The following is a 22,639-nucleotide window of genomic DNA, read 5'->3' on the forward strand; positions in this document are numbered from 1 at the left end:
TTATCGCTTCAACAAACTAGCGTCATCGACAGAGGCAGAACGACGTGAGCGATAAATCGTCACGATAATTGCGAGTCCAACCACAACTTCACATGCAGCCACGACCATCGTAAAGAAGGCAACGACCTGACCATCGAGGGTGCCATTAATGCGTGAGAAAGTAACGAGGGTGAGGTTTGCCGCATTGAGCATGAGCTCGACACACATAAAGACAACAATTGCATTACGACGGACAACAACACCGACTGCGCCAATTGTGAAGAGCAAGGCTGCTAAGTAGAGATAGTTATACGGATTCATTACTTCTCCTCCGCAACCGTGTTATCAACTTCGCCGAGTTCAAAGGATCGAGATTCCAAAATATCCCCGCGTGCTTTCAGTGTTGCCGAAATTGAGGTAGGTGCGGCGCTTCCATCAGGAAGCAGCGCTGGCACATCTACTGCGTTATGACGGGCATAAACACCTGGGCTAGGAAGTCCGGCGGCACCTGCAAGTGAGCCTGTTCGAAAACGTGCAATTGATTGTTCGCGTTGGGTAGGGCGAGCAACACTTCGTTGGTGATGAGCAAGAACCATGGCGCCAAGGGCTGCCGTAATTAACAACGCAGAGACGACTTCAAAAGGGAAGACATAGGTAGAAAAGAGCTTGGCGGCAAGGCCTTCCACATTTCCATTGGCATTTGCAGCGGTAAGACCGACGGCATCACGGCCCAATGACGCTCTGCCAATCAGAGAGACAAAAAGACCGCCAAAGCCAACGGCTGCGGTAATTGCTATCGGGCGAAGACCAGAAATTGTTTCGGTCAATGAATCAGAGGCATCGACACCGACGAGCATCAAAATAAAGAGGAAGAGCATCATGACTGCCCCTGTATAAACCACAATCTGAACAATGCCGAGGAAGAGTGCATCTTGTGCAATATAGAAAATGGCAAGAGTAATCATGACCCAGGCAAGTAAGAGCGCTGAGTGCACGGCCTTCTTCACCAGGAGCATTCCGAGCGCCGCAATAACTGAAAGTGGAGCAAGCACCCAGAACATGATGGTTTCAGGAGTTTGAATTTCTAGCATTAGTTCTGTTCCAGTTGTGATGGGTGTGCTTGCGTAACTTCGCCGTTGTAATAATTAGTATCTGTCATCCCTGGATACATTGGATGTGGCGGTGCAAGCATTCCTTGACGAAGCGGGGCAAGGAGATCTTCCTTTTCGAAGATTAACTTTTCCCGCTTGTCATCTGCGAGTTCGTATTCATTAGTCATGGTTAGGGCGCGCGTTGGACATGCTTCAACACAAAGCCCACAGAAAATGCAGCGCAGATAATTAATTTGATAGACGGCGCCATGACGCTCTCCTGGCGAGAGTTGATTTCCTGGAGTGTTATTCCCGCCTTCAACAAAGATGGCATCAGCTGGGCATGCCCACGCACAGAGTTCGCACCCAATACATTTTTCTAAACCATCAGGATGGCGATTAAGTTGGTGGCGACCATGAAAACGTGGCGCTGTTGGGGCTTTCACATCTGGGTATTGCACAGTCTGGTTCTTCTTAAACATGGTTGAGAAGGTGACCCAGAATCCCTTTGCTTGTTCTAGCAGTGGCGCAGCGCCAGGTTGCTCAACTTCTACAAAAGGAACTGAATTGATACCGAGCTCTGAGCTCTTGCGTGGCTCAATTAAATCTGTCATTTCTGGCCTCCTGTAACGCTAATGGAGCGAAGATGTGGAAGTGAAGGCACTGGGAATTCAGGGCTTTCACCTTGCGCAAGTGGTGCTCCAGAAACTTTCTTACTGCGATCTGTCAGCGATGAAATCGCCATCAAGAGCAGAGCTACTCCCCCTGCAAATGCGATGGTCACTACTCTGCTTGCACCTTCTTGCTGCAAAACGCGAATAGTTGCAACGATGAGAATCCAAACAAGTGAGGCAGGAATGAGAACCTTCCAGCCAAATTTCATAAACTGGTCATAACGCAGGCGCGGAAGAGTTGCGCGCAACCACATGAAGATAAAGAAGAACAAATTAACTTTGGTGATGAACCAAACAAATGTGAACCATCCACCAAGCCATTGCTCTGTGAAACCAAGTCCTGGAGGTGCGTGATAGCCACCGAGGAAGAGTGTTGTTGCAAGAGCTGAAACTGCAATGATGTTGACATATTCAGCCAGGAAGAAGAGTGCGAATTTAAGTGATGAATACTCGGTGTGGAATCCGCCAACGAGTTCGCCTTCTGCTTCAGCTAAGTCAAATGGTGCGCGGTTGGTCTCGCCCACCATAGAAATGACATAAATAATAAATGACGGGAAGAGCACCACTGCATTCCAAATGTTTTGGTGCTGTGAATCAACAATCGCCGATGTAGACATCGAGCCGGCATAGATAAAGACTGCAACAAGTGAGAGCCCCATTGCGATTTCATAAGAAATCACTTGCGCACTTGAACGCAATCCGCCAAGTAGTGGGTAAGTAGATCCAGAAGACCACCCTGCAAGTACAACGCCATAGACACCGATTGATGTCACGGCCAGAATGTAAAGAACTCCCACTGGCAGATCGGTCAGTTGTAGCGCGGTCTGGTGCCCAAAGAGATTTACCACTCCAGTCATTGGAATAACAGCAAAGGCCATAAAGCACATTGAGGTAGCAATAATGGGTGCGAGGATGAAAACAACTTTATCTGCAGCTGCCGGAATGATGTCTTCCTTTAAGGCTAGCTTGACGCCATCAGAAAGTGATTGAAGAAGACCAAACTTTCCCACGCGGTTAGGGCCAGTACGCAGCTGCATTTTGGCGAGAACGCGACGTTCAGTCCACACCGCCATCAGCGTTGCAACCACACAGATAATAAAGACAATAAGTGCCTTAACAGCAATAATCCAACCTGGATCTTTTCCTAAAAGCTCTGCTGTACTCATGCCTTCACCACCGTTACTACATCGCCGTGCACTGCATTGAGTGAAACTAGAGTCTGTGATGCAAAGGAATTACGTGGTAACCACACTGCATCATCGTGAATATCTTCAACCAGTGCCGGAATAGTGATCGAGCCGTGAGCATTTGCTACTCGCACCTGATCACCTGATGTAACACCGAGTGATGTCGCACGCTTAGCTGAAATCACAGCAACTGTTGGACGACGCGTGCCAGCAAGATTATCTTCACCCTTTTGCAAAGTTCCCATATCAAGCAGGCGGCGCCATGAAGTAAGAAGTGCCTCGTTGGCACCGATTGCTTTCGCAGCTACTGGCGCGACCGATGTGAAGGCAACGCGGGCGCCATCCCACTTACCTAGTTGGTTAAATTCACGAGCTGCTGCGGTGACGGTGCCGAGCATGATGGATTCACCCATGGCATCGGCAATCATGGACAGAATTCGAACATCGCTACGGTTCTGGGAGTCTTCCACCGCTGCATCAAATGCGCGTGCTCGACCTTCCCAGTTAAGGAAACTTCCACTCTTTTCAGTAATTGCAGCAACCGGTAATACAACGTCGGCAACTTCGGTAATGGAACTTGGCGCAATTTCTAATGAGACGACAAATGATTTCTTCAGCGCATCTAGTGCCACGCGTGAATTAGATAAGTCATGCGCATCGATGCCACCGACAACGACTGCATCAAGTTGACCTGCTGCCAGGCTAGAGATTATTTCTGCTGTTGTGCGACCTGGTTGCGTTGGTAGTGCGGCAACTCCCCATGCAGCTGCAATATCTACTCGAGCTGCGGCATCAGCAACTGGACGTCCACCTGGAAGAAGTGATCCGAGTGCACCTGCTTCTAGTGCTCCACGTTCTCCTGCTCTACGTGGAATATATGCAATCTTTGCACCAGTCTTTGCGGCAAGTGCTGCCACTGCTGAGAAGAGCCCAGCACTTTCAGAGGCACGCTCTCCAACAAGAATCACAGACTTTGCAGTAAGTGAAAGTGTGGCAACTGCAGAACCTTCCGCACCTGGTGCGACTTTTACAAACTCTGCCTTGAGTTTATCCATGGCAATAGATTTTTTCGTTGCAATTGCCGAAACTTTCAGGCCACGCTTCTTAAAATTCTTATTTAAACGCAAGAAAACAATCGGAGACTCTTCTTCTGGTTCGAAGGCGATCAGTGCAACATGATCTGCCATATCGATATCGCGATAGGTGGCAGCTGAGCCAACAACGTGGGCGGCCAGGAAGTCCCCTTCTTCATCTGAAGTAACACGCGCTCGAAAATAAATATCTTTTGTTCCTAGTGCAATGCGGGCAAACTTGGAATAGCCATATGCATCTTCGGTAGTAACGCGCCCGCCAGTGATTACCGCGGCACGCTTTCCCTTAAGTCCTGCTGCCGCTGCTGCCAGTGCTTCCGGCCATGATGCTTGCACAAGCACACCTTCTGCATTTCGCACAAGTGGGTGAGTAAGACGATCGAGTGCGGTCACATACTTAAATGCCCAGCGTCCCTTATCGCAATTCCATTCTTCATTAACTGATGCATCATCACCAGCGAGACGGCGAAGGGTCTTGCCTCGTCGAACATCGGTGCGCATGTCACAACCTGAAGCACAATGCTCACAAGCTGATGGCGTAGAAACTAAATCAAAGGGACGAGCACGGAAACGATAGGAAGTACCGGTCAGCGCACCCACTGGGCAAATCTGAACTGTGTTACCTGAGAAGTAAGATTTAAATGGATCATTTTCATAAATGCCGACCTGCTGGAGGGCGCCACGCTCGTTAAGAGTAATAAAGGCATCTGATGCGATTTGTTCCGAGAATCGGGTGCAGCGAGCACAGAGAACACAACGCTCACGATCAAGTAGTACGGATGAAGAAATACTGATTGGCTTTTCGAAGGTGCGCTTATATCCATCTAGGCGGGCATCTGCGCGCCCATTGCTCATTGCCTGGTTCTGCAATGGACATTCGCCACCTTTATCGCAGACTGGGCAATCAAGTGGATGGTTACCAAGCAGCAGCTCCATCACACCTTTCTGCGCTTTATCTGCAACAGGTGAAGTCAGCTGTGTCTTTACAATCATGTTTGGTTCTACCGGAATTGTGCAAGAAGCTTGCGGCTTTGGAAATGCACGACCATTGATTTCAACATCAACTAGACACTGACGACATGCCCCTACTGGATCTAGAAGTGGGTGATCGCAGAATCGTGGAATTTGAATTCCAAGTTTTTCAGCGGCGCGAATAATGAGCGTTCCCTTTGGAACAGAGACTTCGAAACCATCAATGACAACAGTGATCAGTTCTACGGCAACTGCAGCATCTTGAGTCGTAGTCATTAGTTCACCGCCCCGACAAAGAGTGTTGATTTCACGGGATCAAATGGGCAGGCACCGTTTGTGAGGTGTGCGATGTATTCATCACGGAAATACTTAATCGAAGATGTAATTGGGCTAGTTGCGCCATCACCGAGTGCGCAAAATGAGCGGCCCATGATGTTGTCACAAAGATCAAGTAACTTCTCAAGGTCTGCCTCTGTACCTGTTCCATTTTCCAGATCACGCAAGATCTGAACCAACCACCAGGTGCCTTCGCGACACGGTGTGCACTTTCCACATGACTCATGCTTATAGAACTCAGTCCAGCGAAGTACTGCGCGCACTACACATGTTGTTTCATCAAAGATTTGCAGTGCTTTAGTTCCAAGCATCGAACCTGCTGCTGCCACACCTTCGTAATCCAGTGGCGTATCAAGGTGGGCATCGGTAAATAGTGGAGTGGAAGATCCACCAGGTGTCCAAAACTTGAGCTTATGCCCGGTTCGAACTCCACCAGCGATTTCAAGAATTTCACGCAAAGTAATGCCAAGTGGTGCTTCGAATTGGCCAGGATTATTCACATGGCCCGAAAGTGAGTAAAGAGTTGCACCCTTTGACTTCTCTGTGCCCATTGATTGGTACCACTCTGCGCCATTGCTAATAATTGCCGGAACAGATGCGATTGATTCCACGTTGTTGACCACAGTAGGGCGGGCATAGAGACCAGCAATTGCTGGAAATGGTGGGCGCAGACGTGGTTGCCCACGGAAACCTTCTAGTGAATCAAGGAGTGCGGTTTCCTCGCCACAAATATATGCACCTGCTCCGATGTGAAGGGTGACATCAATTCCATTTCCAAGATGTCCGGCGCTATATGCATCTGCAATTGCAGCATTTACTCGACGGACTACATGTGTTACTTCACCGCGAATATAGATAAATGCACGCTTTGCCCGAATTGCATGACAAGCAATGATGCAGCCTTCGATTAATACATGTGGGTTAGCCAAAAGTAGCGGCGTATCTTTACAAGTTCCCGGCTCAGATTCATCAGCATTAACTACCAGGTAGTGATCTTTATCGTCACCTTGTGGAATAAATCCCCACTTCATACCGGTAGGAAAGCCCGCACCACCGCGACCGCGAAGACCAGAATCTTTCACCATTTGAATGACTGCTTCAGGATCCATGGCAAGTGCTTTTTTCGAAGCGGTATATCCACCGTGACGTGTGTAAGCCTCGATGGTAAATGAATCTGCTTCATCCCAATGTGCCGAAAGGACGGGAGTTAACTTTGACATTACTTACCTTCCTTTGAAAGTTTCAACCCAAGGAGCGTTGGGCCACCAGCTTGAACACCTTCGCGCGCAAGTCCGTCATCGAGTCCGGCAAGGACTGCCGATGCTTGCTTGTAGGTAACAAGTTTGTTTGGGCCACGTGTGGGTGCCGGAGGATTTCCAGAGCGCGCTGCATCAACGAGAGATTTAGCAGACTCAACAGTTTGGTTATCGTAGAACTCCCAGTTAGCCATCACGACAGGTGCGTAATCACAAGCAGCGTTGCACTCGATATGTTCAAGTGAAACTTTTCCGTCATCTGTCACGCCATCATTTTCAATGCCGAGGTGCTCTTTAAGGGCGGAAAAGATTGCATCTCCACCCATTACCGCGCACAAGGTATTGGTGCAGACTCCTACATGATATTCCCCGACCGGCTTGCGCTTGTACTGGGTATAGAAAGTTGCCACTGCAGATACTTCTGCAGTTTCAATATCAAGTAGATCAGAGATTAATTCAATACCTTCATTTGTTACATAACCAGATACCGATTGCACATAGTGAAGCAGCGGCATGATTGCTGAGCGGCTACGTGGATAGCGCTTAATGATTGATTGCATTATTTCTTGATTCAAAGTTTGATTGATTGCCATTAGCGGTCCACCCCTCCCATAACAGGATCGATAGATGCAACTGCGCCGATAATGTCAGAAATCATTCCGCCTTCACTCATGGCAGAAGTTGCTTGCAAGTTATTAAAAGATGGTTCCCGGAAATGTACTCGGTAAGGGCGAGTTCCACCGTCGGAGACAACATGTGCGCCAAGTTCCCCACGTGGAGATTCAATTGCCACATATGCCTGGCCTGCTGGAACTCGGAAGCCTTCGGTAACAAGTTTGAAGTGGTGAATCAGTGATTCCATAGAAGATCCCATAATTTCGCGGATGTGCTCCAGTGAGTTTCCAAGACCATCAGCGCCCAGTGCCAACTGCGCCGGCCAGGCAATCTTCTTATCGGCAACCATTACTGGTTGACCTTCTAGTGCATCTAACTTATCGATTGCTTGTTCAATAATGCGAAGTGACTGTTCTAGTTCTGCCATGCGCACTAGGAAACGGCCATAGACATCTGCGGTATCTGCTGTGATGACATCAAAGTCATAATTTTCATATCCACAGTACGGCTGCGTCTTTCGTAGATCCCATGGAAGTCCGGCAGAGCGAAGTACTGGTCCAGTAATTCCAAGTGTTGTACAGCCAGCTAGATCGAGATAACCAATACCTTCTGTGCGCTTCATCCAGATTGTGTTACCGATAAGCAACTTGGCATTATCTTCAAAGTTCTTACGAAGTGTCTTCACTACTTCGCGAAGCTTGACACCCATTCCGGCTGGAAGATCTTGCGATACTCCCCCGGGGCGCACATAGGCCATATTCATACGTAATCCAGTGATCTCTTCAAAGGTATCAAGCACAATTTCACGATCGCGGAAGGCGAAGAACATTGGTCCCATGGCTCCGAGCTCAAGTGCGCCGGTGCCAAGTGCGACCATGTGTGAGGAGATTCGGTTGAGTTCCATCATCAGAACCCGAATTACAGAAGCGCGCTCTGGAATGTCATTGGTGATGCCCAGAAGTTTTTCAACGGCCAGGCAGTAAGCAGTTTCATTAAAAATTGGTGACAGGTAATCCATGCGAGTCACAAATGTGACCCCTTGGGTCCAGTTACGGTATTCAATGTTCTTTTCAATTCCAGTATGCAAATAGCCAATACCGGTACGCACTTCAGTAATGGTTTCACCCTCAAGTTCAAGAACGAGGCGAAGCACTCCGTGCGTAGATGGATGCTGTGGACCCATATTTACGATAATGCGTTCCTCTTTAGATTCACCAATTTCGGAAACGAGTGAATCCCAATCACCGCCAGTAACTGAAAAGACTGTTCCTTCGGTGGTTTCGCGTGATGATGCGTATGGATCAAATGTTGTAGTCACTGGTAGCTCCTGCGTTGTGATGGAGCAGGCGTTGTTGCGCCCTTGTACTCAACTGCGATTCCACCCAATGGATAATCTTTACGTTGCGGATGTCCATCCCAATCATCGGGCATCAAAATACGAGTAAGCCCAGGATGACCATCGAAGATGATTCCAAACATGTCAAAGGTTTCGCGTTCATGCCAATTATTGCCAGCCCATACTTCAACAAGAGATGGGATATGTGGGTCAAGTTCTGAGGTAGCAACCTCAAGGCGAATACGTTGATTCTTTGTCAGCGAGAGCAGTGGATAAAGGGCAACTAGTTCCGCACCTGTGCGATCTAGGTAGTGCACACCAGAAACACCCATACACATTTCAAATTTCAACTTATCGCGCAAGATAAATGCGACCTCAACTAAACGTGATTTCTTAATATGCAAAGTCAGTTCGCCACGATCTACAACTACGCGAGTGATGGCATCGGCAAAATCAGGATATGCACGCTCAAGATCGTCTGCAACATCGTCAAAATATCCACCGTATGGGCGCTCAGTTGAACCAGTTGCTGCCGCGGTGCGAACAAGTCCGCCATATCCCGAGGTATCTCCCGTTCCGGCAGCGCCGAACATACCGTTCTGTTCTTGAGTCATTTAGGCGAGCAAACCCTTCATTTGAATGGTTGGCTTGGCATTCATCGCTGCAAGTTCTACCTCTTTAATAACCGCTTCCCGGTTTGGACCGAGCTTGGTATCGCTAATAAGTGCGTGCAGCTTGATGATTGCATCCATCAACTGTTCTGGACGCGGTGGGCATCCTGGAAGATAAATATCAACAGGCACAATGTGATCAACACCTTGCACAATTGCATAGTTGTTAAACATTCCACCAGAGGATGCGCATGCACCCATGGAAATAACCCACTTTGGCGCTGTCATTTGATCATAAATCTGGCGCAGCACTGGCGCCATCTTCTGCGAAACGCGACCAGCAACAATCATGAGATCTGCTTGACGAGGCGATGCCGAAAAGCGTTCCATACCAAAACGAGAAATATCATGCTTTGGCGCTGAACCAAGTGCCATCATTTCAATGGCGCAACATGCAAGACCAAATGTTGCTGGCCAGAGTGAGCTCTTGCGCATGTAGCCGGCAAGACCTTCAACCGTGGAGAGTAAAACTCCACTTGGTAATTTATCTTCTAGTCCCACGATTTAATCCCATTCCAATCCGCCACGGCGCCACACATATGCATATGCAACAAAAACTGTGCCGATAAAGATTGCCATTTCAACTAATCCAAATAGCCCAAGTTGATCAAATGCAACCGCCCATGGATAAAGGAAAACAATTTCAATATCAAAGATGATGAAGAGCATCGCGGTAAGAAAGTACTTGACCGGAAAGCGTCCACCTTGCAGCGCTTGTGGAGAAGGTTCGATTCCGCATTCATAGGCCATTTGCTTGGCGCGGTTATAGCGAGCCGGGCCGGTTACGGCAGCGATTGCGACCGAAAAGGCGGCAAAGCCAAAACCAATCGCGAAAATCACGATTATTGGGATATATGGATTGCCGTTCACGAGCGCAATCCTAAGTGCAATCCAGCGTGGCAAAAAACTGGAATTACTTGAACGCCATGTGAACTGCGACAACTCCGCCAGTCAGGTTTTTCCAGGTGACCCCACTCCAGCCGGCCTGGCTAATCTGAGCAGCGAGCGCCCCTTGATTCGGCCATGCTCGAATCGACTCTGCCAGGTAGATATAGGCATCTGGGTTAGATGAGGTTCGACTGGCCACCCAGGGAAGTGCCCGCATCAGGTAGTTGGTATAGATCTTGCGAAAGGGGGCAAAGGTTGGGCTGGAGAATTCACAGACCACCAATTGGCCACCGGGCTTTGTCACCCGCAGCATCTCGGCTAAGGCCAGCTGGGTGTTCTGAGTATTTCGAAGGCCAAAAGAGATAGTGACAAGATCAAATTCGCCATCTTTAAAAGGAAGGTTGAGGGCATCGGCCTTGGTAAAGGCTAGGTGCGGGCGAGCTTTGCGGCCCGCGGCCAACATCCCCTCACTGAAATCAGCTGGGATCACATCGGCGCCCGCTGCGGCTAATGGCTCAGAGCTCGAACCTGTCCCGGCGGCTAAATCAAGAATCTTCATCCCTGCTTTTGGGGCGATGATTTTGGTCGTTGCCCGGCGCCAGGCTTTGGTCTGGCCCAAGCTGAGCAGGTCATTGACTAGGTCATAGCGCTTGGCAACCCCATCGAACATCGCTGCCACTTCATCAGGGTTCTTATCCATATTGGCGCGTGACATGCGCATATTCTCCCCGAAGGTAGGCTTCGTGCACAACTTGTACTTGATGACAGATGAGAGGCTCTACCGATGTCGATTCAATCAGGATCACTACGCGCGACTGTTTTCCCTCGTAGCTCAGCACTTACCCAAGTGCTCTTTGTGGCAGCTGGCGTAGCTTTCATCGCACTCCTTGCCCAGATTGCTATCCCAGTTCCCGGTTCTCCTGTTCCTGTCACAGGGCAAACACTTGCTGTGCTCCTTATTGGAACTACCTATGGCGCTCGCTTAGGAGTTCTTACTTTTGCCACATATCTTCTTGCCGGTGTTGCTGGTGCACCAATATTTGCTCCTTCTGGCACATCTGCCAATCACGGAATTGATCGCCTGATTGGCGCAACCGGTGGATACCTTGTTGGAATGTTGGTGGCATCCCTTGTGCTTGGTTATTTAGCTGATCGTAAAGCAGATCAGAAATTCAGAACCTCTTTCCCAGCACTTCTTCTTGGCGATGCAATCATCTTCACCTTCGGCTTACTCTGGTTACAGCAGACACTTGATCTCTCTTGGTCAAAGACAATTGCGGCCGGCTTTACCCCTTTCATTCTCGGTGAAGCAATCAAGATTGCAATTACTGCTACTTCGCTGCCGCTTGTGTGGCGCAGAATTTCACGCACACTTAATAAATAGATGCCGCAGTTAATTCCAGTCACCACTGCTCGAATTGGTGAACATCTTCCGCTTCTCGATTTGTTGCCTGCGACTGCGCCTATTTCATGGGTGCGAAATGGTGAAGGTCTCGTTGGTTGGGGCGTGCATGCAAGCACAGTGGTAAGTGGAAAAGATCGCTTTGCAAAAGCTCGCACCTGGTGGCACCAACAACTAGAGACATTCTCAATCTCTAATTCAGTACACGGCAGTGGTACTGGTCCCGTTCTCTTTACCTCGTTCTCATTTGATAGAAATGAAGAATCGGTATTAGTTATTCCACAAGTTGTTGTGGGGCAGAAAGGTGCCAATTCCTGGGTTACCTGGATTGGTGATCAACCACAACCTGCGCTGCCAGAATCACCACCACTACTGAGCACCTCAACATTTACCTTTGGCGAAGGAAGTCTGTCTTCGGCTGAGTGGATGAAGCGGGTGGCAGATGCCGTTGCGCGAGTAAGCACTACTGCTGTGGAAAAGGTAGTGCTGGCGCGAGATCTGATTGCAACATCTGAGTCAACTATAGATCCACGTCCGATACTTAAAACTCTTGCCGCCGAATATCCAACTACCTGGACATTTGCCGTCGATGGCTTGGTGGGGGCAACTCCTGAACTGCTCGTGCGACTTTCGCGTGGCATGGTGACATCACGCGTGTTGGCCGGAACTATTTCAAAGACCGGTGAAGATGAGAAAGATTTAGCACTTGCGGCTTCCCTTGCACGTTCATCAAAAGATCTGGAAGAACATGAGTACGCGGTGCGATCAGTGGCCAATGCACTAGATCCGTTTTGTTCTTCCACAAATGTGCCGGAATCTCCTTATGTGCTGCATTTGGCTAACGTTATGCACCTTGCAACAGATGTCACAGGAGCACTGATTGAATCAAAACAACACATCGATGCTTTCTCGCTATTGCAAGCACTTCACCCATCTGCCGCGGTATGTGGAACGCCCCGTAATATTGCATTCGACATTATTGATGAGATTGAAGGCATGAACCGTGGACGCTATGCAGGTCCAGTGGGTTGGATTGATGCCAGCGGTGATGGTGAACTTGGTATTGCACTGCGCACGGGTCAAATTACTGATCGCAGTATTCGCATCTTTGCTGGCTGCGGAATTGTTGCCGCATCTACTCCCGAAAAGGAACTGGAAGAGAGCGCGGCGAAGATGATTCCGATGCGATCTGCACTACATGGATGAAATGCTCTTGTAAATCCCCTGCAAGAAATCCGCGTTCGTTTCTCTAGTTGGAACATTGATAACAACAACACTCAGTCCCTGCACAGGTGCGGCAATCTCTGATATCAACTGAGCTTGGCTATCGATCTCTTTTGCAGTGACTCCCATAGCAGTAGCAATTGCTGGGATAGCTAGACCATGTGGTGTTCCAAATACATCTTCAAAACCATCAACCCCGCGCTGGCTTAGCGTGGAGAAGATGCCACCACCATCATTGTTAATCACAAAAATTTTGAGGTTGATCTTCTCTTGCTGAATTAACCCCGTGAGATCGTGAAGAAAACCAAGATCGCCCAGAACCGCAATAGTCGCTTTACGCTGTGATGCGATTCCGAGGGCAGTTGAGATATTGCCATCAATGCCAGCAAGGCCGCGGTTAGCAAAGGTTTCAACGCCAGCCCGCGCAAGTGCAAATCCCTCAATGTCACGGATGGGGCGAGAAGAAGAAATAAAGAGCGCAGTACCTTCAGGAATTGCTGCACCAATTTCGCGTGCAACAAGTTGCTCCGACCAGGTTGAAATATCAGCAACTAGCTTCATCGCGCGAAGTGAGTATTTCTCCCACTTCTCGGCATATTCGGCATCCGGTATATGCACTTCGAGAGCTGGTAGTTGGGTAAATTTCTGTGAGGCACTTCGATCAGAGTCAACGGTAGCTAAACGCGGATCAATCACAATGACTTTCCTAGCCCGCGCGATGAGTGCGTTAATTGAGCGGGAAAGAGTGGTGCGACCAACTACGACAACTGTGTCTGGCGCGAGATCTTCAGAGATCGTATTTGAGGTCAAGAAGACGCTGGCATGTGAAATAGCGCCTTCGAAGGTGAGTGGGTCTTCGGAGATGACTGGCCAGCCAAGTTCTTTCGAAAAGGCAAGAACTGATTCAGTGCTTAAGCCACCGCGATCATGTCCGATAACAAGTATTCCGCGGGTGGACTTGGTGTGAAAAGTTCCAGCACTTTTGCGATTGAAAACTTTTGGCGCAGCAATTTGCAACCCATCAAGCCAAGAATCATCACTGTCGCCAATAAGTGGTTCTTCAAATTGAATGTTGAGGTGCACGGGACCTGAATGAAGTGAATTAAAAGGAAGTTCCATGGGATAGGCAGAACCTGATACATCGGCAAAGTAACGAACAGCCTTACCAAAGATGCGAGCTTGCTCGGTTGTTTGATTGGCACCAGTTCTCCGTAGTGCTGCAGGCCGATCAGCTGTGAGCACTAGCAGTGGAGTATTTGTATGTGATGCTTCCAGAACTGCCGGGTGGTAATTAGCTACCGCTGTTCCGCTGGTGCAAAGGATTGGCACTGGCAGCCCTGATGCCTTTGCGATGCCGAGTGCGAAAAAGGCTGCGGTGCGCTCATCGATACGCACGTGAAGATTAATCAGCTGCTTCTTGCTTGCATGATAAAAAGCGATTGAGAGTGGAGCGTTGCGTGAACCTGGTGAAATGACAACATCTTTCACACCAGCTTCAAGAATTTGGCGAACAATCACACGAGCTAATTGAGTTGAAGAATTCATCACAAGAGCTCGGCAGTCTTCATGACCCGATTCTTCCACCATTCATAGCGTTCTAGCGCCACTTCGTTACCGCTGAATTCTGGCTCAAATTCTTTGAGGTGAATCTGACCATCAATGATCGGCAACTCGTCGACATTTGCAGCGAGTAATGAGCCAGTACCTAAGCCACAGTCAAAGTTCAGCTCTGGGAGTGATGCCGCCAGGATTAATCCATAGCTAATGCCAACCGCACTCTCTAGCGCACTTGATACAACTACTGGAAGATTGTGATGTTTGGCCAACTGATGTACTCGTGCGATACCGCCCAATGGTTGAACTTTAAGCATCACAATATCTGCAGCGCCTTCTAGATTAATCGCAAATGGATCTTTAGCTTTACGAACAGCCTCATCTACAGCAATCTTCAGTGGAATATTAATGCTTGATTTTAATTCGCGTAGTTCATCAAGGGTTTCACATGGTTGCTCTACATATTCCAGCGGGCCAATGTTTTCGAAGATGGCACGGAGATTTGTGACTGCCTCTTGTACAGACCAATTACCGTTGACATCGATTCGTAGCGCAGCATGGGGGCGCAATGCTCTGACTTTGGCAAGGCGAGCAATATCTTCTGGCAGATTCTCGCCAACTTTTACCTTAAAGGTATTTACTCCAGGAAAAGAATTTACGATGCCTTCGATATCTTTAAGATCATTCAGCGCTGGAATAGTGCCGTTAACCTTTACTGAAGTGCGATAGAGCTTGGGGCGAGGCTTTGTCGCGGCCTCAATTGCACTCAATAACCATGGTGCAGATTCTTCATAACTGTATTCAAGAAATGGTGAGAACTCTCCCCAACCAAATTCACCTTTAAAGAGTGCTACTTCCCGAAGGTTGATGCCACGAAAGTTTGTCTTCATAGGCAGCGCGACTACGCGCATACTTTCGAGCAGGGATTGATCCATAGATTTACGGACGCTTAGGGAACTTTCCAAAGTCAGGCTTGCGCTTTTCCTTATAGGCATCGCGGCCTTCTTGTCCTTCTTGTGATAAATAAAAGAGCAGCGTTGCATCTCCTGCAAGTTGTTGAACTCCAGCAAGACCATCATCGGCAGCGTTCATCGATGCCTTAATTAGGCGAAGTGCCATCGGAGAGTTCTGCAACATCTCGCGGCACCAGGAAACTGTCTCAGCTTCCAATTCTTTCAGTGGAACAACGGTGTTAACCAACCCCATTGATAAAGCTTCTTGGGCATCGTATTGACGAGTAAGAAACCAAATTTCGCGCGCTTTCTTCTGGCCAACACTTGCAGCCAGTAGTCCTGAACCGTAACCGCCATCGAAGGAACCAACCTGTGGTCCGGTCTGACCAAACTTTGCATTATCTGCAGCGATAGAAAGATCGCAGACAACATGGAGAACATGACCGCCACCAATTGCCCAACCGGCAATCATGGCAATGACTGGTTTTGGAGTTCTACGAATTTGTACTTGCAAATCTAAAACATTAAGTCGACCAACGCCTTGCTGTGAAAGTGAGTCATCTCCGAGATATCCATCATCTCCACGAACGCTGATATCTCCGCCAGAACAAAATGCTTCATCGCCTTGACCAGTAAGAATGATGACTCCAACTTCAGAGTGATCGCGTGCTAAATCAAAAGCTGACTTCAATTCAATAATTGTTTGCGGGCGAAATGCATTTCGCACTTCTGGGCGGTTGATCGTGATCTTTGCAATGCCATCGGCTACTTGATATTTGATATCGGTAAATGCCTCGCCACCAGGGCCGGTTGCCCAGGCCGGGATAGTCCGGTCACCAAAATCACGCTTAATAGGCTTGCTCACGATTCCTCCATCTGGTCTACGAGCGATAGCCTACGCGGGCAATGGAGCAGAACGCACAACGAGAACTTCTCGCAGCCAATCCCGAGTGGAGTGTGCGCGAGTTAATGGCACGCCTGGCAGAAGCTTTGGCATCACAGGGCCCAGCACTTTCTCTTGGGCAGAGCGCTACCAGAACTGTCGATGGCGATATCAGCCTTGTAGTTGCTACGACCGGAAGTTCCGGGGTAGCAAAAGAGGTCGGGCTTTCGGCAGCAGCACTTGTTTCATCTGCGCAAGGGTCAAATAAATTTTTAGGTGCATCCGCTGGTGATACCTGGTCGCTGCTATTGCCAGCAACACATATCGCAGGCATTAATGTGCTGATCCGCTGCCTCGAACTCGGAACTGAACCTGTTGATCTGCGAAAGCAGCAAGGGCCATATCCGCAAGTAAGTTTTACGGCAATTGTTCCCACGCATTTATTTCGCGCACTTAACGGTGATTCCAATCTGATGAAGCATTTAGTAGATGCAAAAGCTGTTCTCGTTGGTGGCGCCGCTTTATCTGATGCGCTTAGAAAAGAAGCTACTGCTGCCGGCATCAACATTGTTACTACTTACGGGATGACTGAAACGTGCGGAGGCTGCATCTATAACGGTCAAGCGCTAGCTGGAGTTGAAGTAAAAATCGTTGAGGGAAACCGGATTGCAATTAAAGGGTCAGTACTTGCAACCAGCTACATCGGAGCAGAGTCATTATGGAAGCAAGAAATGCACGATGGGTGGTTCTTCACTTCTGATTTCGGAAAGTTAGAAAATGGCAGACTTATTGTTGAAGGTAGAGTCGATGACGTTCTTATCTGTGGCGGCGTAAACATCTCCATCAGCGCTGTTGAACGCTTTCTACAGAACAGATATCCAGCACTTACCCTCGCAGCCTTTGGAGTGAAAAATTCCGAATGGGGCGATGCGCTACATCTTGCTATTGCTGGTGATGTGGCAGCCAATGAGAAAGAAATTACAGAATTCTTAGTTGAGGAATTTGGAGTTGTTGCAAAACCACGAGGATTTCTATCGCTTCCCGAATTGCCCCTGATTGGTATCGGTAAGGTAGATCGCAAGAAGTTAGCCGAGTTGCACCAGGAGGGTACCCATTAATATCTGGATTCAAGGTGCCCGTCCTCGCACACTGCCCGCAGCTATCGCCCCAGTTCTAGTTGCTACAGTCTTAGCTGGTGCTGATTTCAAACCTGTTCAAGCACTTCTCGCACTGACTGTCAGCCTCTGTCTTCAAATTGCCGTCAATTACTCAAATGATTATTCCGATGGTATTCGCGGAACAGATGACAATCGCATTGGCCCCATTCGTTTAACTGCGTCAGGTTTAGCACCAGCTAAATCAGTTAAACGTGCCGCAATCCTCGCATTTGCAGCCGCATCTATCGCCGGTATTGCTTTGGCAGCGCTGTCATCGTGGTGGGTCATTCTTCTGGGGATCGCAGCAATCGCAGCTGCCTGGGGTTACACCGGTGGAAGCAATCCCTATGGTTATAAAGGTTTAGGTGAGATGTCTGTCTTTATCTTCTTCGGAATTGTAGCAACGATGGGAAGTTATTACGTGCAGACCTTAGAAATTAACTGGGTTTCATTTGCCGCCTCCGTTCCGATGGGCTCACTGTCGTGTGCTCTGCTTGCAATAAATAACATTCGCGACCGCGCACAAGATGAGTTAGTTGGAAAGCGAACACTTGCGGTGCGCTTAGGAGATCGCGGTTCAAGAGTATTTTTCGTGCTCTTGCTGGTATCTGCCTATATCTTTGCCGCCCTGACCGGACATATCTGGGTTCTCTTGACTCTCATCACCGTTCCTATGGCGTATTTCATATCCAAAAAGGTGCTGCAGGGAGCTACCGGAAGCCAGCTAATTCCGCTTCTGGGGAGCACAGGTAAGTTGCAACTTCTCTTTGCGATAACCTTTGCTGGCTCGTTAGCACTCTAGGTGATTACAATTGGAGCATGATTAAATTGACAGGTCTCTTACTGATTTTGTCTGTGGCACTGACTCTCTACACCTTTATTGATTGTGCTCGTCGGGATGAAACGCAAATTCAGAAATTGCCTAAGTGGGGCTGGTTAATCATTATTCTCTTGACTGGAATTTTTGGTCCGATTGCCTATTTGGTTATTGGAAGAAACCCATTGAAGAACCTGCCTAAGCGAAAGCCACAGAAGCGAATCTTGCCTCCTGATGATGACCCAGATTTCTTGCGCAGAATATAGAAACTTCTACAGCCCAGAGTAAGTGTGTTTTCCAGTTCCCCACACGTTGACATATACGTAATTAAATAAGAATGTAGAGCCAGCAAAGATACAGAGCCAGGCAGCTCGGCGTCCGCGCCAACCAACAGTTACACGTGCATGTAAGTAAGCGGCATATGCAACCCAGGTGATAAATGCCCAGGTTTCTTTTGGATCCCAACCCCAGTAACGACCCCAAGCGGCTTCTGCCCAGATGGCACCGGCAATGACAGAAAATGTCCAGAGTGGAAATACAAATGCAACCAGGCGATAGGAAAGTTGATCCAGAACTTCAAGGCTCGGTACTCGTTGCAGCCAAGCAGGACGCGAGCCTCTCTCTTCAACTCTTTCAAGATAGAGATAAGCACCTGCGACTACATTTGCAAGTAAGAAGACTCCACCAGAGACAATTGCGGCAATTACATGGATAACAAGCCATGGTGACTTCAACGCAGGAACAAGTGGTGAGCTATCGCGATATAACAGCGTGACTGCTGTGCCAAGTGTGAGAAGAACAGAGATCGATACAAAGAGTCCGAGCCAACGAAGATCGTGCTTTCGCAACGCAATTAAGTAAGCGCCGGTAAATGCAAGTGCTCCGGTGATTGAGAACTCATACATATTTCCCCATGGGACATGCTTGGCAGAAATCCCACGAGCGACAACGCCTGCGAGTAATAAAACGAATCCTAAAATCATCAGGGCTGTCGCGATACGGGCAGTTTTTTCCGTGCGCTTGTAATCTAAAGTTTTTACCAGAAGATTTCCAGCTGTTGAATCTGCATTCTCCGGTGTGCGCACGGCAAAAGCAGTTTCAAATGCATGTGCAATAAATGAAAAGGTGAAAACTGCCATTGCAGAGTAAACGAAGTAGTTAGAGATATAGGCCCACGTAGTCTGCATTACCGCTCTCCCTTAACAAACGAAATAAACTTATCAACTTCTACTTCAAGACCTGGCGCACTATTTTTTGCCAGCCCTGCAACTTCAACTCCACTATCTGTCACGCGAATCCAGATTCTGCGACGACGACCGTAAAGGGAAGTAAGTAGTCCTGCGATGGCAAGAATAGCGCCGATGAGCGCATAACTCTTTCCGGGGTCTTGCACTACCTGCAAATTGACCCATGGAAGAACGGTCTCCAGTGTGATGGAGCCACCAGGATAGTTATATGTATCACCCGGCTTAACTGAACCAAGGCCAATCTGCTTCAAGGTAGATGTATCAATTTTGTAAACAGATTGAGGTACTCCGGAATCTAGTCCGAGGTCACCTTCCCAGATAGAAAAGAGTAGTTTCGGATCAAGTAACTCTGGATAGATAGATACCGCACCCTGTGAAGTTGTTCGGGCGTTAGTGGGAACAAATGAGGCAACGAAGCCAATGGAAGGTTGCACATCTGGAACTTTGATTGCGCCAATAGATCGTAAGTTTCCATCTTGTGGCAGAAATGGCACGGGGCCTTGAAATACAACGTTCTTAAGTTCATCGCGCACTGTGACTACTGGGCTATACCCATTTGCCTGCAGATATACACGAGCGTTTCCAAAGGTCAGTGGCTTATTGACCTTAATTGTCTGCTTCCGAGTTTTGCCTTCGTCTGTGACCGTCACCCAGGCGGTGTAATCAAGTGGGGCACTTGTCTTCGGATCGTACTTGGCAAGGAATTTATCAACCTTGATTTGGAAGGGTTGCAAGGAGTTATCGCTCTTAAGTTTTCCAAATGAGAGCGAGTCATACGTTGTGGGCACATTAATAAATCTTTCGCCCACATTGACAATGGCATAACCATTCATGCCGAAGAGGGAACCGAAACTAACTCCTATCAAGATTAAGATTAAGGAGAGATGAAAGAGTAGGTTTCCAGTTTCTCGCAGATAACCTTTCTCTGCTGAGAGTGAATTCTCTTCAACTCGAACTCGAAATCTATTCTTACTGAACCAACTGCTCGCACGCTCAAGAGCGCCCGGTGTGGTTGAAAAGTTCTCATAATGCGCAAGTCGAGCTAAATTCTTAGGAGTCGCAGGAGGTTTTGCCAGCATTGCTTTGTAGTGTTCAACTGAACGTGGAAGTACGCAACCAATGAGTGAGATGAAAAGAAGGATGTAAATTGCACTAAACCACGGTGAGGCATAGACCTCAAAGAGTGATGCTCGGTCATACCAACGTGCGAGCTCGGGATTGCTACTAAAGAAATCACGGACGGCCATTGGGTTTATTGGTCTTTGCGGAATTAACGAGCCAGGTATTGCCGCTACCCCCATCAGCATGAGAAGAATTAACGCGGTGCGCATGCTTGTCAGCTGTCGCCATGCGTATCTAGATAAAGCCACAAAACCTAACTCTGGTAACTCTCTCTGCTCTGTCATTAAATCACCGGGCTAAAGTCTGAGATAAGTGAACGTAGGGAAATCATGAGATCTGACCAGAACCCCAAAAGTTGCAGCACGCCAATCACAATAAGAAGAGAGCCACCAAACTTTGTAATCAAGTCACCTCTTCGCACCATGAATTTTCGCAAAGATTGAGATTTATCTAAATACAGGCCGGTGGCAATAAACGGAATTCCAAGGCCAAGGCAATAGCCCAACGAAAGAATCGCACCGCGTACCGCACTTGATTCTTGAAAAGCTAAGGTCTGCACTGTGGCAAGGGCTGGGCCAATGCATGGCGTCCAGCCAACACCGAACAGGAATCCGAGCAATGGTGCGCCAATAAGTCCGCCCGTAGTTGAAATCTTTGGTTTAAGAGTTGGCATCATGGGAAATAGTCCAAGAAAAATGAGCCCCATAAGAATGGTGAATATGCCAAGTACCCGGGTTATTAACTCTTCATTGGTTGCAACGCGCGAGCCAAGTGCTCCGAACAGAGCACCGTAAGAGATAAAGAGTGCGCTAAACCCAGCCACAAATAGGAGTGAGCCAAGAAGCACTTTCCCACGAGAATTCGAAAAGCCGGCAGCGAAAGCGAGGTAGCCAGGAACAAGAGGTAGAACGCAAGGAGATATAAATGAGACCACTCCTGCCACTATTGCTAGTGGCATAGCGGTCAGCAAAAATCCGCTCATAATCTGGTTAACAATAAAATCGGTCATTCTGCCAAAACCTTTTCTATTAAATCCTTCAAGGATGAGACTGTGACGGCACCTGATATGCGTGCGGCGACATTTCCTTGTTTATCAATGACAACTGTTGAGGGAATTGCATTGGCGGGCAGTGATTTTCTAAACCCGATGAGAATTGAGTCATCAATCAAAGTGGGGTACGGAATGTTTCGCTTTCGCACAAATGCTTCAGCATTGACTGGATTATCACGCGTTAATATCCCGATAAATGCCACTTCTGGATACATGGTTGCAAGTGCGGAGAGCGCCGGCTCTTCAGCTCTGCATGGTGAGCACCAAGAAGCCCACACATTAACTATGGCGACTTTACCGACTGAATACGTGTAATTGGTTCCCAGTAGCGTCATTCCTGAAATTGCTGGAGCAGGAATGCGATCACTGGAGTTGATAAATGTAACCGCTCCATCGCCAGAGATGTAACTCTCTTCCGCTTTCGATGCGCCACCATTGCTGCATCCCACCAACAGTAAGAGCGCCATAACTACCGGAATAAATTTCTTCATTTTATTTCTGTGGCAAAAGATGCTTTGCTGGTTCGGAGTAGGAGGTTCCAGAAATCATTCCCTCGTCATCAAAGTGAACGCTAGTCACCGATGCCAATGTGCACTGGCGCTTGCGTGGGTCGTGAATCAATCTTCGCCCCTCAATGGCACTTCTGAGAATCCAGATAGGTAGTTGATGTGAAACAACAATTGCATCTTTACCTTGCGCAGCATCTCGTGCTTGAAAAACAGCAGCTAACATCCGTGAAATTTGCTCTTCATAAGGTTCACCCCATGATGGTTTCCAGGGATTAATCAGATGTTTCCATGATGATGGGTGTCTAAGAACTCCGCTACCAAGTTCGAATTTCTTACCTTCAAATATATTGGCAGCTTCGATTAATTTTTCATCTGTTGTGATATCAAGTGAGTGTGCCCGCGCAATTGGTGTCGCTGTCTCTTGCGCACGCTGTAACGGTGAGGCATGTACTGCGCCGAGATCAATTGACTTAGACCAATCACCAATCACCTGCGCCATCTCTTGCCCGCGCTGTGACAATCGCCATCCGGGTTGGCGGCCATAGAGAATTTTTTCAGGATTCTCCACTTCACCATGACGGATAACGTGGACAATCGAACTCATGACCCTAATCATAAAGCGTC

Annotated in this window: 25 protein-coding genes; 5 read left to right on the plus strand and 20 right to left on the minus strand. The window is 48.3% G+C overall.

All coding sequences use genetic code 11. The annotated features are described in order from the left end of the window. From nuoK to A1sIIB76_RS05860, 12 genes are read right to left on the minus strand one after another with little or no spacing between them, the layout of a single operon-like run. Positions 1-300 carry an NADH-quinone oxidoreductase subunit NuoK gene (gene nuoK / locus A1sIIB76_RS05805; protein WP_095675256.1) on the minus strand — a complete coding sequence of 100 codons (300 nt, stop codon included), beginning with the start codon at positions 298-300 and terminating at the stop codon, positions 1-3. Further along, positions 300-1,070, minus strand: a complete 771-nt coding sequence (locus A1sIIB76_RS05810; protein WP_095675257.1) for an NADH-quinone oxidoreductase subunit J — start codon at positions 1,068-1,070, stop codon at positions 300-302. The genes nuoK and A1sIIB76_RS05810 overlap by 1 nt, the downstream gene beginning before the upstream one ends. Next, on the minus strand, positions 1,070-1,684 hold the full coding sequence (gene nuoI / locus A1sIIB76_RS05815) for an NADH-quinone oxidoreductase subunit NuoI (protein ID WP_095697195.1): 615 nt from the start codon (positions 1,682-1,684) through the stop codon (positions 1,070-1,072). Before nuoI ends, A1sIIB76_RS05810 begins: the two co-directional genes overlap by 1 nt. Next, complete coding sequence (nuoH, locus tag A1sIIB76_RS05820) at positions 1,681-2,910, minus strand: NADH-quinone oxidoreductase subunit NuoH (protein ID WP_095693956.1); 1,230 nt, start codon at positions 2,908-2,910, stop codon at positions 1,681-1,683. Before nuoH ends, nuoI begins: the two co-directional genes overlap by 4 nt. After that, positions 2,907-5,270 carry an NADH-quinone oxidoreductase subunit G gene (locus A1sIIB76_RS05825; protein ID WP_095697196.1) on the minus strand — a complete coding sequence of 788 codons (2,364 nt, stop codon included), beginning with the start codon at positions 5,268-5,270 and terminating at the stop codon, positions 2,907-2,909. The genes nuoH and A1sIIB76_RS05825 overlap by 4 nt, the downstream gene beginning before the upstream one ends. Continuing rightward, a complete protein-coding gene (nuoF, locus tag A1sIIB76_RS05830; protein WP_095697197.1) occupies positions 5,270-6,550 on the minus strand; it encodes an NADH-quinone oxidoreductase subunit NuoF in 1,281 nt (426 codons plus the stop codon). Before nuoF ends, A1sIIB76_RS05825 begins: the two co-directional genes overlap by 1 nt. After that, positions 6,550-7,179 (minus strand): NADH-quinone oxidoreductase subunit NuoE, encoded by a 630-nt coding sequence (gene nuoE / locus A1sIIB76_RS05835; RefSeq protein WP_095697198.1) that lies wholly within the window; start codon positions 7,177-7,179, stop codon positions 6,550-6,552. The genes nuoF and nuoE overlap by 1 nt, the downstream gene beginning before the upstream one ends. After that, the gene (locus tag A1sIIB76_RS05840; RefSeq protein ID WP_095675262.1) at positions 7,179-8,519 is read right to left on the minus strand and encodes an NADH-quinone oxidoreductase subunit D; all 1,341 of its coding nucleotides are present in this window, start codon (positions 8,517-8,519) and stop codon (positions 7,179-7,181) included. The genes nuoE and A1sIIB76_RS05840 overlap by 1 nt, the downstream gene beginning before the upstream one ends. Beyond that, positions 8,516-9,151 (minus strand): NADH-quinone oxidoreductase subunit C, encoded by a 636-nt coding sequence (locus A1sIIB76_RS05845; RefSeq protein ID WP_095693960.1) that lies wholly within the window; start codon positions 9,149-9,151, stop codon positions 8,516-8,518. The genes A1sIIB76_RS05840 and A1sIIB76_RS05845 overlap by 4 nt, the downstream gene beginning before the upstream one ends. After that, positions 9,152-9,709, minus strand: a complete 558-nt coding sequence (locus A1sIIB76_RS05850; protein ID WP_095697199.1) for a NuoB/complex I 20 kDa subunit family protein — start codon at positions 9,707-9,709, stop codon at positions 9,152-9,154. A gap of 3 nt (positions 9,710-9,712) precedes the next feature. Then, positions 9,713-10,078, minus strand: a complete 366-nt coding sequence (locus tag A1sIIB76_RS05855; protein WP_095693961.1) for an NADH-quinone oxidoreductase subunit A — start codon at positions 10,076-10,078, stop codon at positions 9,713-9,715. Between the two features lie 43 nt (positions 10,079-10,121). Next, positions 10,122-10,811 (minus strand): demethylmenaquinone methyltransferase, encoded by a 690-nt coding sequence (locus A1sIIB76_RS05860; RefSeq protein ID WP_095697200.1) that lies wholly within the window; start codon positions 10,809-10,811, stop codon positions 10,122-10,124. Positions 10,812-10,880: 69 nt separating this feature from the next. Here A1sIIB76_RS05860 and A1sIIB76_RS05865 point away from each other — a divergent pair, with 69 nt between their 5' ends. Further along, complete coding sequence (locus A1sIIB76_RS05865) at positions 10,881-11,480, plus strand: biotin transporter BioY (protein ID WP_095697201.1); 600 nt, start codon at positions 10,881-10,883, stop codon at positions 11,478-11,480. Continuing rightward, the gene (locus A1sIIB76_RS05870; RefSeq protein ID WP_095697202.1) at positions 11,481-12,704 is read left to right on the plus strand and encodes an isochorismate synthase; all 1,224 of its coding nucleotides are present in this window, start codon (positions 11,481-11,483) and stop codon (positions 12,702-12,704) included. Here the strand turns inward: A1sIIB76_RS05870 and menD are convergent. From menD to menB, 3 genes are read right to left on the minus strand one after another with little or no spacing between them, the layout of a single operon-like run. Continuing rightward, positions 12,693-14,309 (minus strand): 2-succinyl-5-enolpyruvyl-6-hydroxy-3-cyclohexene-1-carboxylic-acid synthase, encoded by a 1,617-nt coding sequence (menD, locus tag A1sIIB76_RS05875; protein WP_223298762.1) that lies wholly within the window; start codon positions 14,307-14,309, stop codon positions 12,693-12,695. The genes A1sIIB76_RS05870 and menD overlap by 12 nt on opposite strands. Further along, positions 14,267-15,271 carry an o-succinylbenzoate synthase gene (locus A1sIIB76_RS05880; RefSeq protein WP_420021855.1) on the minus strand — a complete coding sequence of 335 codons (1,005 nt, stop codon included), beginning with the start codon at positions 15,269-15,271 and terminating at the stop codon, positions 14,267-14,269. Before A1sIIB76_RS05880 ends, menD begins: the two co-directional genes overlap by 43 nt. Beyond that, positions 15,216-16,055, minus strand: a complete 840-nt coding sequence (menB, locus tag A1sIIB76_RS05885; protein WP_095685232.1) for a 1,4-dihydroxy-2-naphthoyl-CoA synthase — start codon at positions 16,053-16,055, stop codon at positions 15,216-15,218. The genes A1sIIB76_RS05880 and menB overlap by 56 nt, the downstream gene beginning before the upstream one ends. An 80-nt stretch (positions 16,056-16,135) precedes the next feature. On the opposite strand from menB, the gene A1sIIB76_RS05890 reads away from it, so the two are divergent. Genes A1sIIB76_RS05890 through A1sIIB76_RS05900 form a run of 3 tightly spaced genes read left to right on the plus strand, consistent with a single transcriptional unit; the run spans position 16,136 to position 18,352 of the window. Next, complete coding sequence (locus tag A1sIIB76_RS05890; RefSeq protein ID WP_095697205.1) at positions 16,136-17,230, plus strand: AMP-binding protein; 1,095 nt, start codon at positions 16,136-16,138, stop codon at positions 17,228-17,230. After that, complete coding sequence (locus A1sIIB76_RS05895; RefSeq protein WP_095697206.1) at positions 17,226-18,071, plus strand: 1,4-dihydroxy-2-naphthoate polyprenyltransferase; 846 nt, start codon at positions 17,226-17,228, stop codon at positions 18,069-18,071. Before A1sIIB76_RS05890 ends, A1sIIB76_RS05895 begins: the two co-directional genes overlap by 5 nt. A gap of 17 nt (positions 18,072-18,088) precedes the next feature. Next, positions 18,089-18,352 carry a PLD nuclease N-terminal domain-containing protein gene (locus A1sIIB76_RS05900; RefSeq protein ID WP_095675273.1) on the plus strand — a complete coding sequence of 88 codons (264 nt, stop codon included), beginning with the start codon at positions 18,089-18,091 and terminating at the stop codon, positions 18,350-18,352. A 6-nt stretch (positions 18,353-18,358) separates the two neighbouring features. Here A1sIIB76_RS05900 and ccsB read toward each other — a convergent pair whose 3' ends face one another. From ccsB to A1sIIB76_RS05925, 5 genes are read right to left on the minus strand one after another with little or no spacing between them, the layout of a single operon-like run. Then, positions 18,359-19,273, minus strand: a complete 915-nt coding sequence (ccsB, locus tag A1sIIB76_RS05905) for a c-type cytochrome biogenesis protein CcsB (RefSeq protein ID WP_095697207.1) — start codon at positions 19,271-19,273, stop codon at positions 18,359-18,361. Continuing rightward, positions 19,273-20,739 carry a cytochrome c biogenesis protein ResB gene (gene resB / locus A1sIIB76_RS05910; protein ID WP_095697208.1) on the minus strand — a complete coding sequence of 489 codons (1,467 nt, stop codon included), beginning with the start codon at positions 20,737-20,739 and terminating at the stop codon, positions 19,273-19,275. The genes ccsB and resB overlap by 1 nt, the downstream gene beginning before the upstream one ends. Then, the gene (locus tag A1sIIB76_RS05915) at positions 20,739-21,464 is read right to left on the minus strand and encodes a cytochrome c biogenesis CcdA family protein (RefSeq protein ID WP_095697209.1); all 726 of its coding nucleotides are present in this window, start codon (positions 21,462-21,464) and stop codon (positions 20,739-20,741) included. Before A1sIIB76_RS05915 ends, resB begins: the two co-directional genes overlap by 1 nt. Next, positions 21,461-21,997: a TlpA family protein disulfide reductase gene (locus A1sIIB76_RS05920; RefSeq protein WP_095697210.1), complete on the minus strand. Its 537-nt coding sequence runs from the start codon at positions 21,995-21,997 to the stop codon at positions 21,461-21,463. The genes A1sIIB76_RS05915 and A1sIIB76_RS05920 overlap by 4 nt, the downstream gene beginning before the upstream one ends. Position 21,998: 1 nt before the next feature. Next, complete coding sequence (locus A1sIIB76_RS05925; RefSeq protein ID WP_095697211.1) at positions 21,999-22,619, minus strand: histidine phosphatase family protein; 621 nt, start codon at positions 22,617-22,619, stop codon at positions 21,999-22,001. Between the last annotated feature and the right edge of the window lie 20 nt (positions 22,620-22,639).

The organism is Candidatus Planktophila versatilis (genome assembly GCF_002288265.1).
GTDB classification, from domain to species: Bacteria; Actinomycetota; Actinomycetes; order Nanopelagicales; family Nanopelagicaceae; genus Planktophila; species Planktophila versatilis.

Bases quoted from the DNA above. Each gene is read 5' to 3' on its own strand.
- nuoF (WP_095697197.1), bottom strand. From the start codon at position 6,550: ATGTCAAAGTTAACTCCCGTCCTTTCGGCACATTGGGATGAAGCAGAT.
- nuoK (WP_095675256.1), bottom strand. From the start codon at position 300: ATGAATCCGTATAACTATCTCTACTTAGCAGCCTTGCTCTTCACAATT.
- ccsB (WP_095697207.1), bottom strand. From the start codon at position 19,273: ATGCAGACTACGTGGGCCTATATCTCTAACTACTTCGTTTACTCTGCA.
- nuoI (WP_095697195.1), bottom strand. From the start codon at position 1,684: ATGACAGATTTAATTGAGCCACGCAAGAGCTCAGAGCTCGGTATCAAT.
- A1sIIB76_RS05880 (WP_420021855.1), bottom strand. From the start codon at position 15,271: ATGCCTATAAGGAAAAGCGCAAGCCTGACTTTGGAAAGTTCCCTAAGC.
- A1sIIB76_RS05890 (WP_095697205.1), top strand. From the start codon at position 16,136: ATGGAGCAGAACGCACAACGAGAACTTCTCGCAGCCAATCCCGAGTGG.
- A1sIIB76_RS05925 (WP_095697211.1), bottom strand. From the start codon at position 22,619: ATGAGTTCGATTGTCCACGTTATCCGTCATGGTGAAGTGGAGAATCCT.
- A1sIIB76_RS05920 (WP_095697210.1), bottom strand. From the start codon at position 21,997: ATGAAGAAATTTATTCCGGTAGTTATGGCGCTCTTACTGTTGGTGGGA.
- A1sIIB76_RS05860 (WP_095697200.1), bottom strand. From the start codon at position 10,811: ATGTCACGCGCCAATATGGATAAGAACCCTGATGAAGTGGCAGCGATG.
- A1sIIB76_RS05915 (WP_095697209.1), bottom strand. From the start codon at position 21,464: ATGACCGATTTTATTGTTAACCAGATTATGAGCGGATTTTTGCTGACC.
- menD (WP_223298762.1), bottom strand. From the start codon at position 14,309: ATGGTGGAAGAATCGGGTCATGAAGACTGCCGAGCTCTTGTGATGAAT.
- A1sIIB76_RS05900 (WP_095675273.1), top strand. From the start codon at position 18,089: ATGATTAAATTGACAGGTCTCTTACTGATTTTGTCTGTGGCACTGACT.
- A1sIIB76_RS05845 (WP_095693960.1), bottom strand. From the start codon at position 9,151: ATGACTCAAGAACAGAACGGTATGTTCGGCGCTGCCGGAACGGGAGAT.
- A1sIIB76_RS05810 (WP_095675257.1), bottom strand. From the start codon at position 1,070: ATGCTAGAAATTCAAACTCCTGAAACCATCATGTTCTGGGTGCTTGCT.
- resB (WP_095697208.1), bottom strand. From the start codon at position 20,739: ATGACAGAGCAGAGAGAGTTACCAGAGTTAGGTTTTGTGGCTTTATCT.
- nuoH (WP_095693956.1), bottom strand. From the start codon at position 2,910: ATGAGTACAGCAGAGCTTTTAGGAAAAGATCCAGGTTGGATTATTGCT.
- A1sIIB76_RS05865 (WP_095697201.1), top strand. From the start codon at position 10,881: ATGTCGATTCAATCAGGATCACTACGCGCGACTGTTTTCCCTCGTAGC.
- A1sIIB76_RS05870 (WP_095697202.1), top strand. From the start codon at position 11,481: ATGCCGCAGTTAATTCCAGTCACCACTGCTCGAATTGGTGAACATCTT.
- nuoE (WP_095697198.1), bottom strand. From the start codon at position 7,179: ATGGCAATCAATCAAACTTTGAATCAAGAAATAATGCAATCAATCATT.
- A1sIIB76_RS05825 (WP_095697196.1), bottom strand. From the start codon at position 5,270: ATGACTACGACTCAAGATGCTGCAGTTGCCGTAGAACTGATCACTGTT.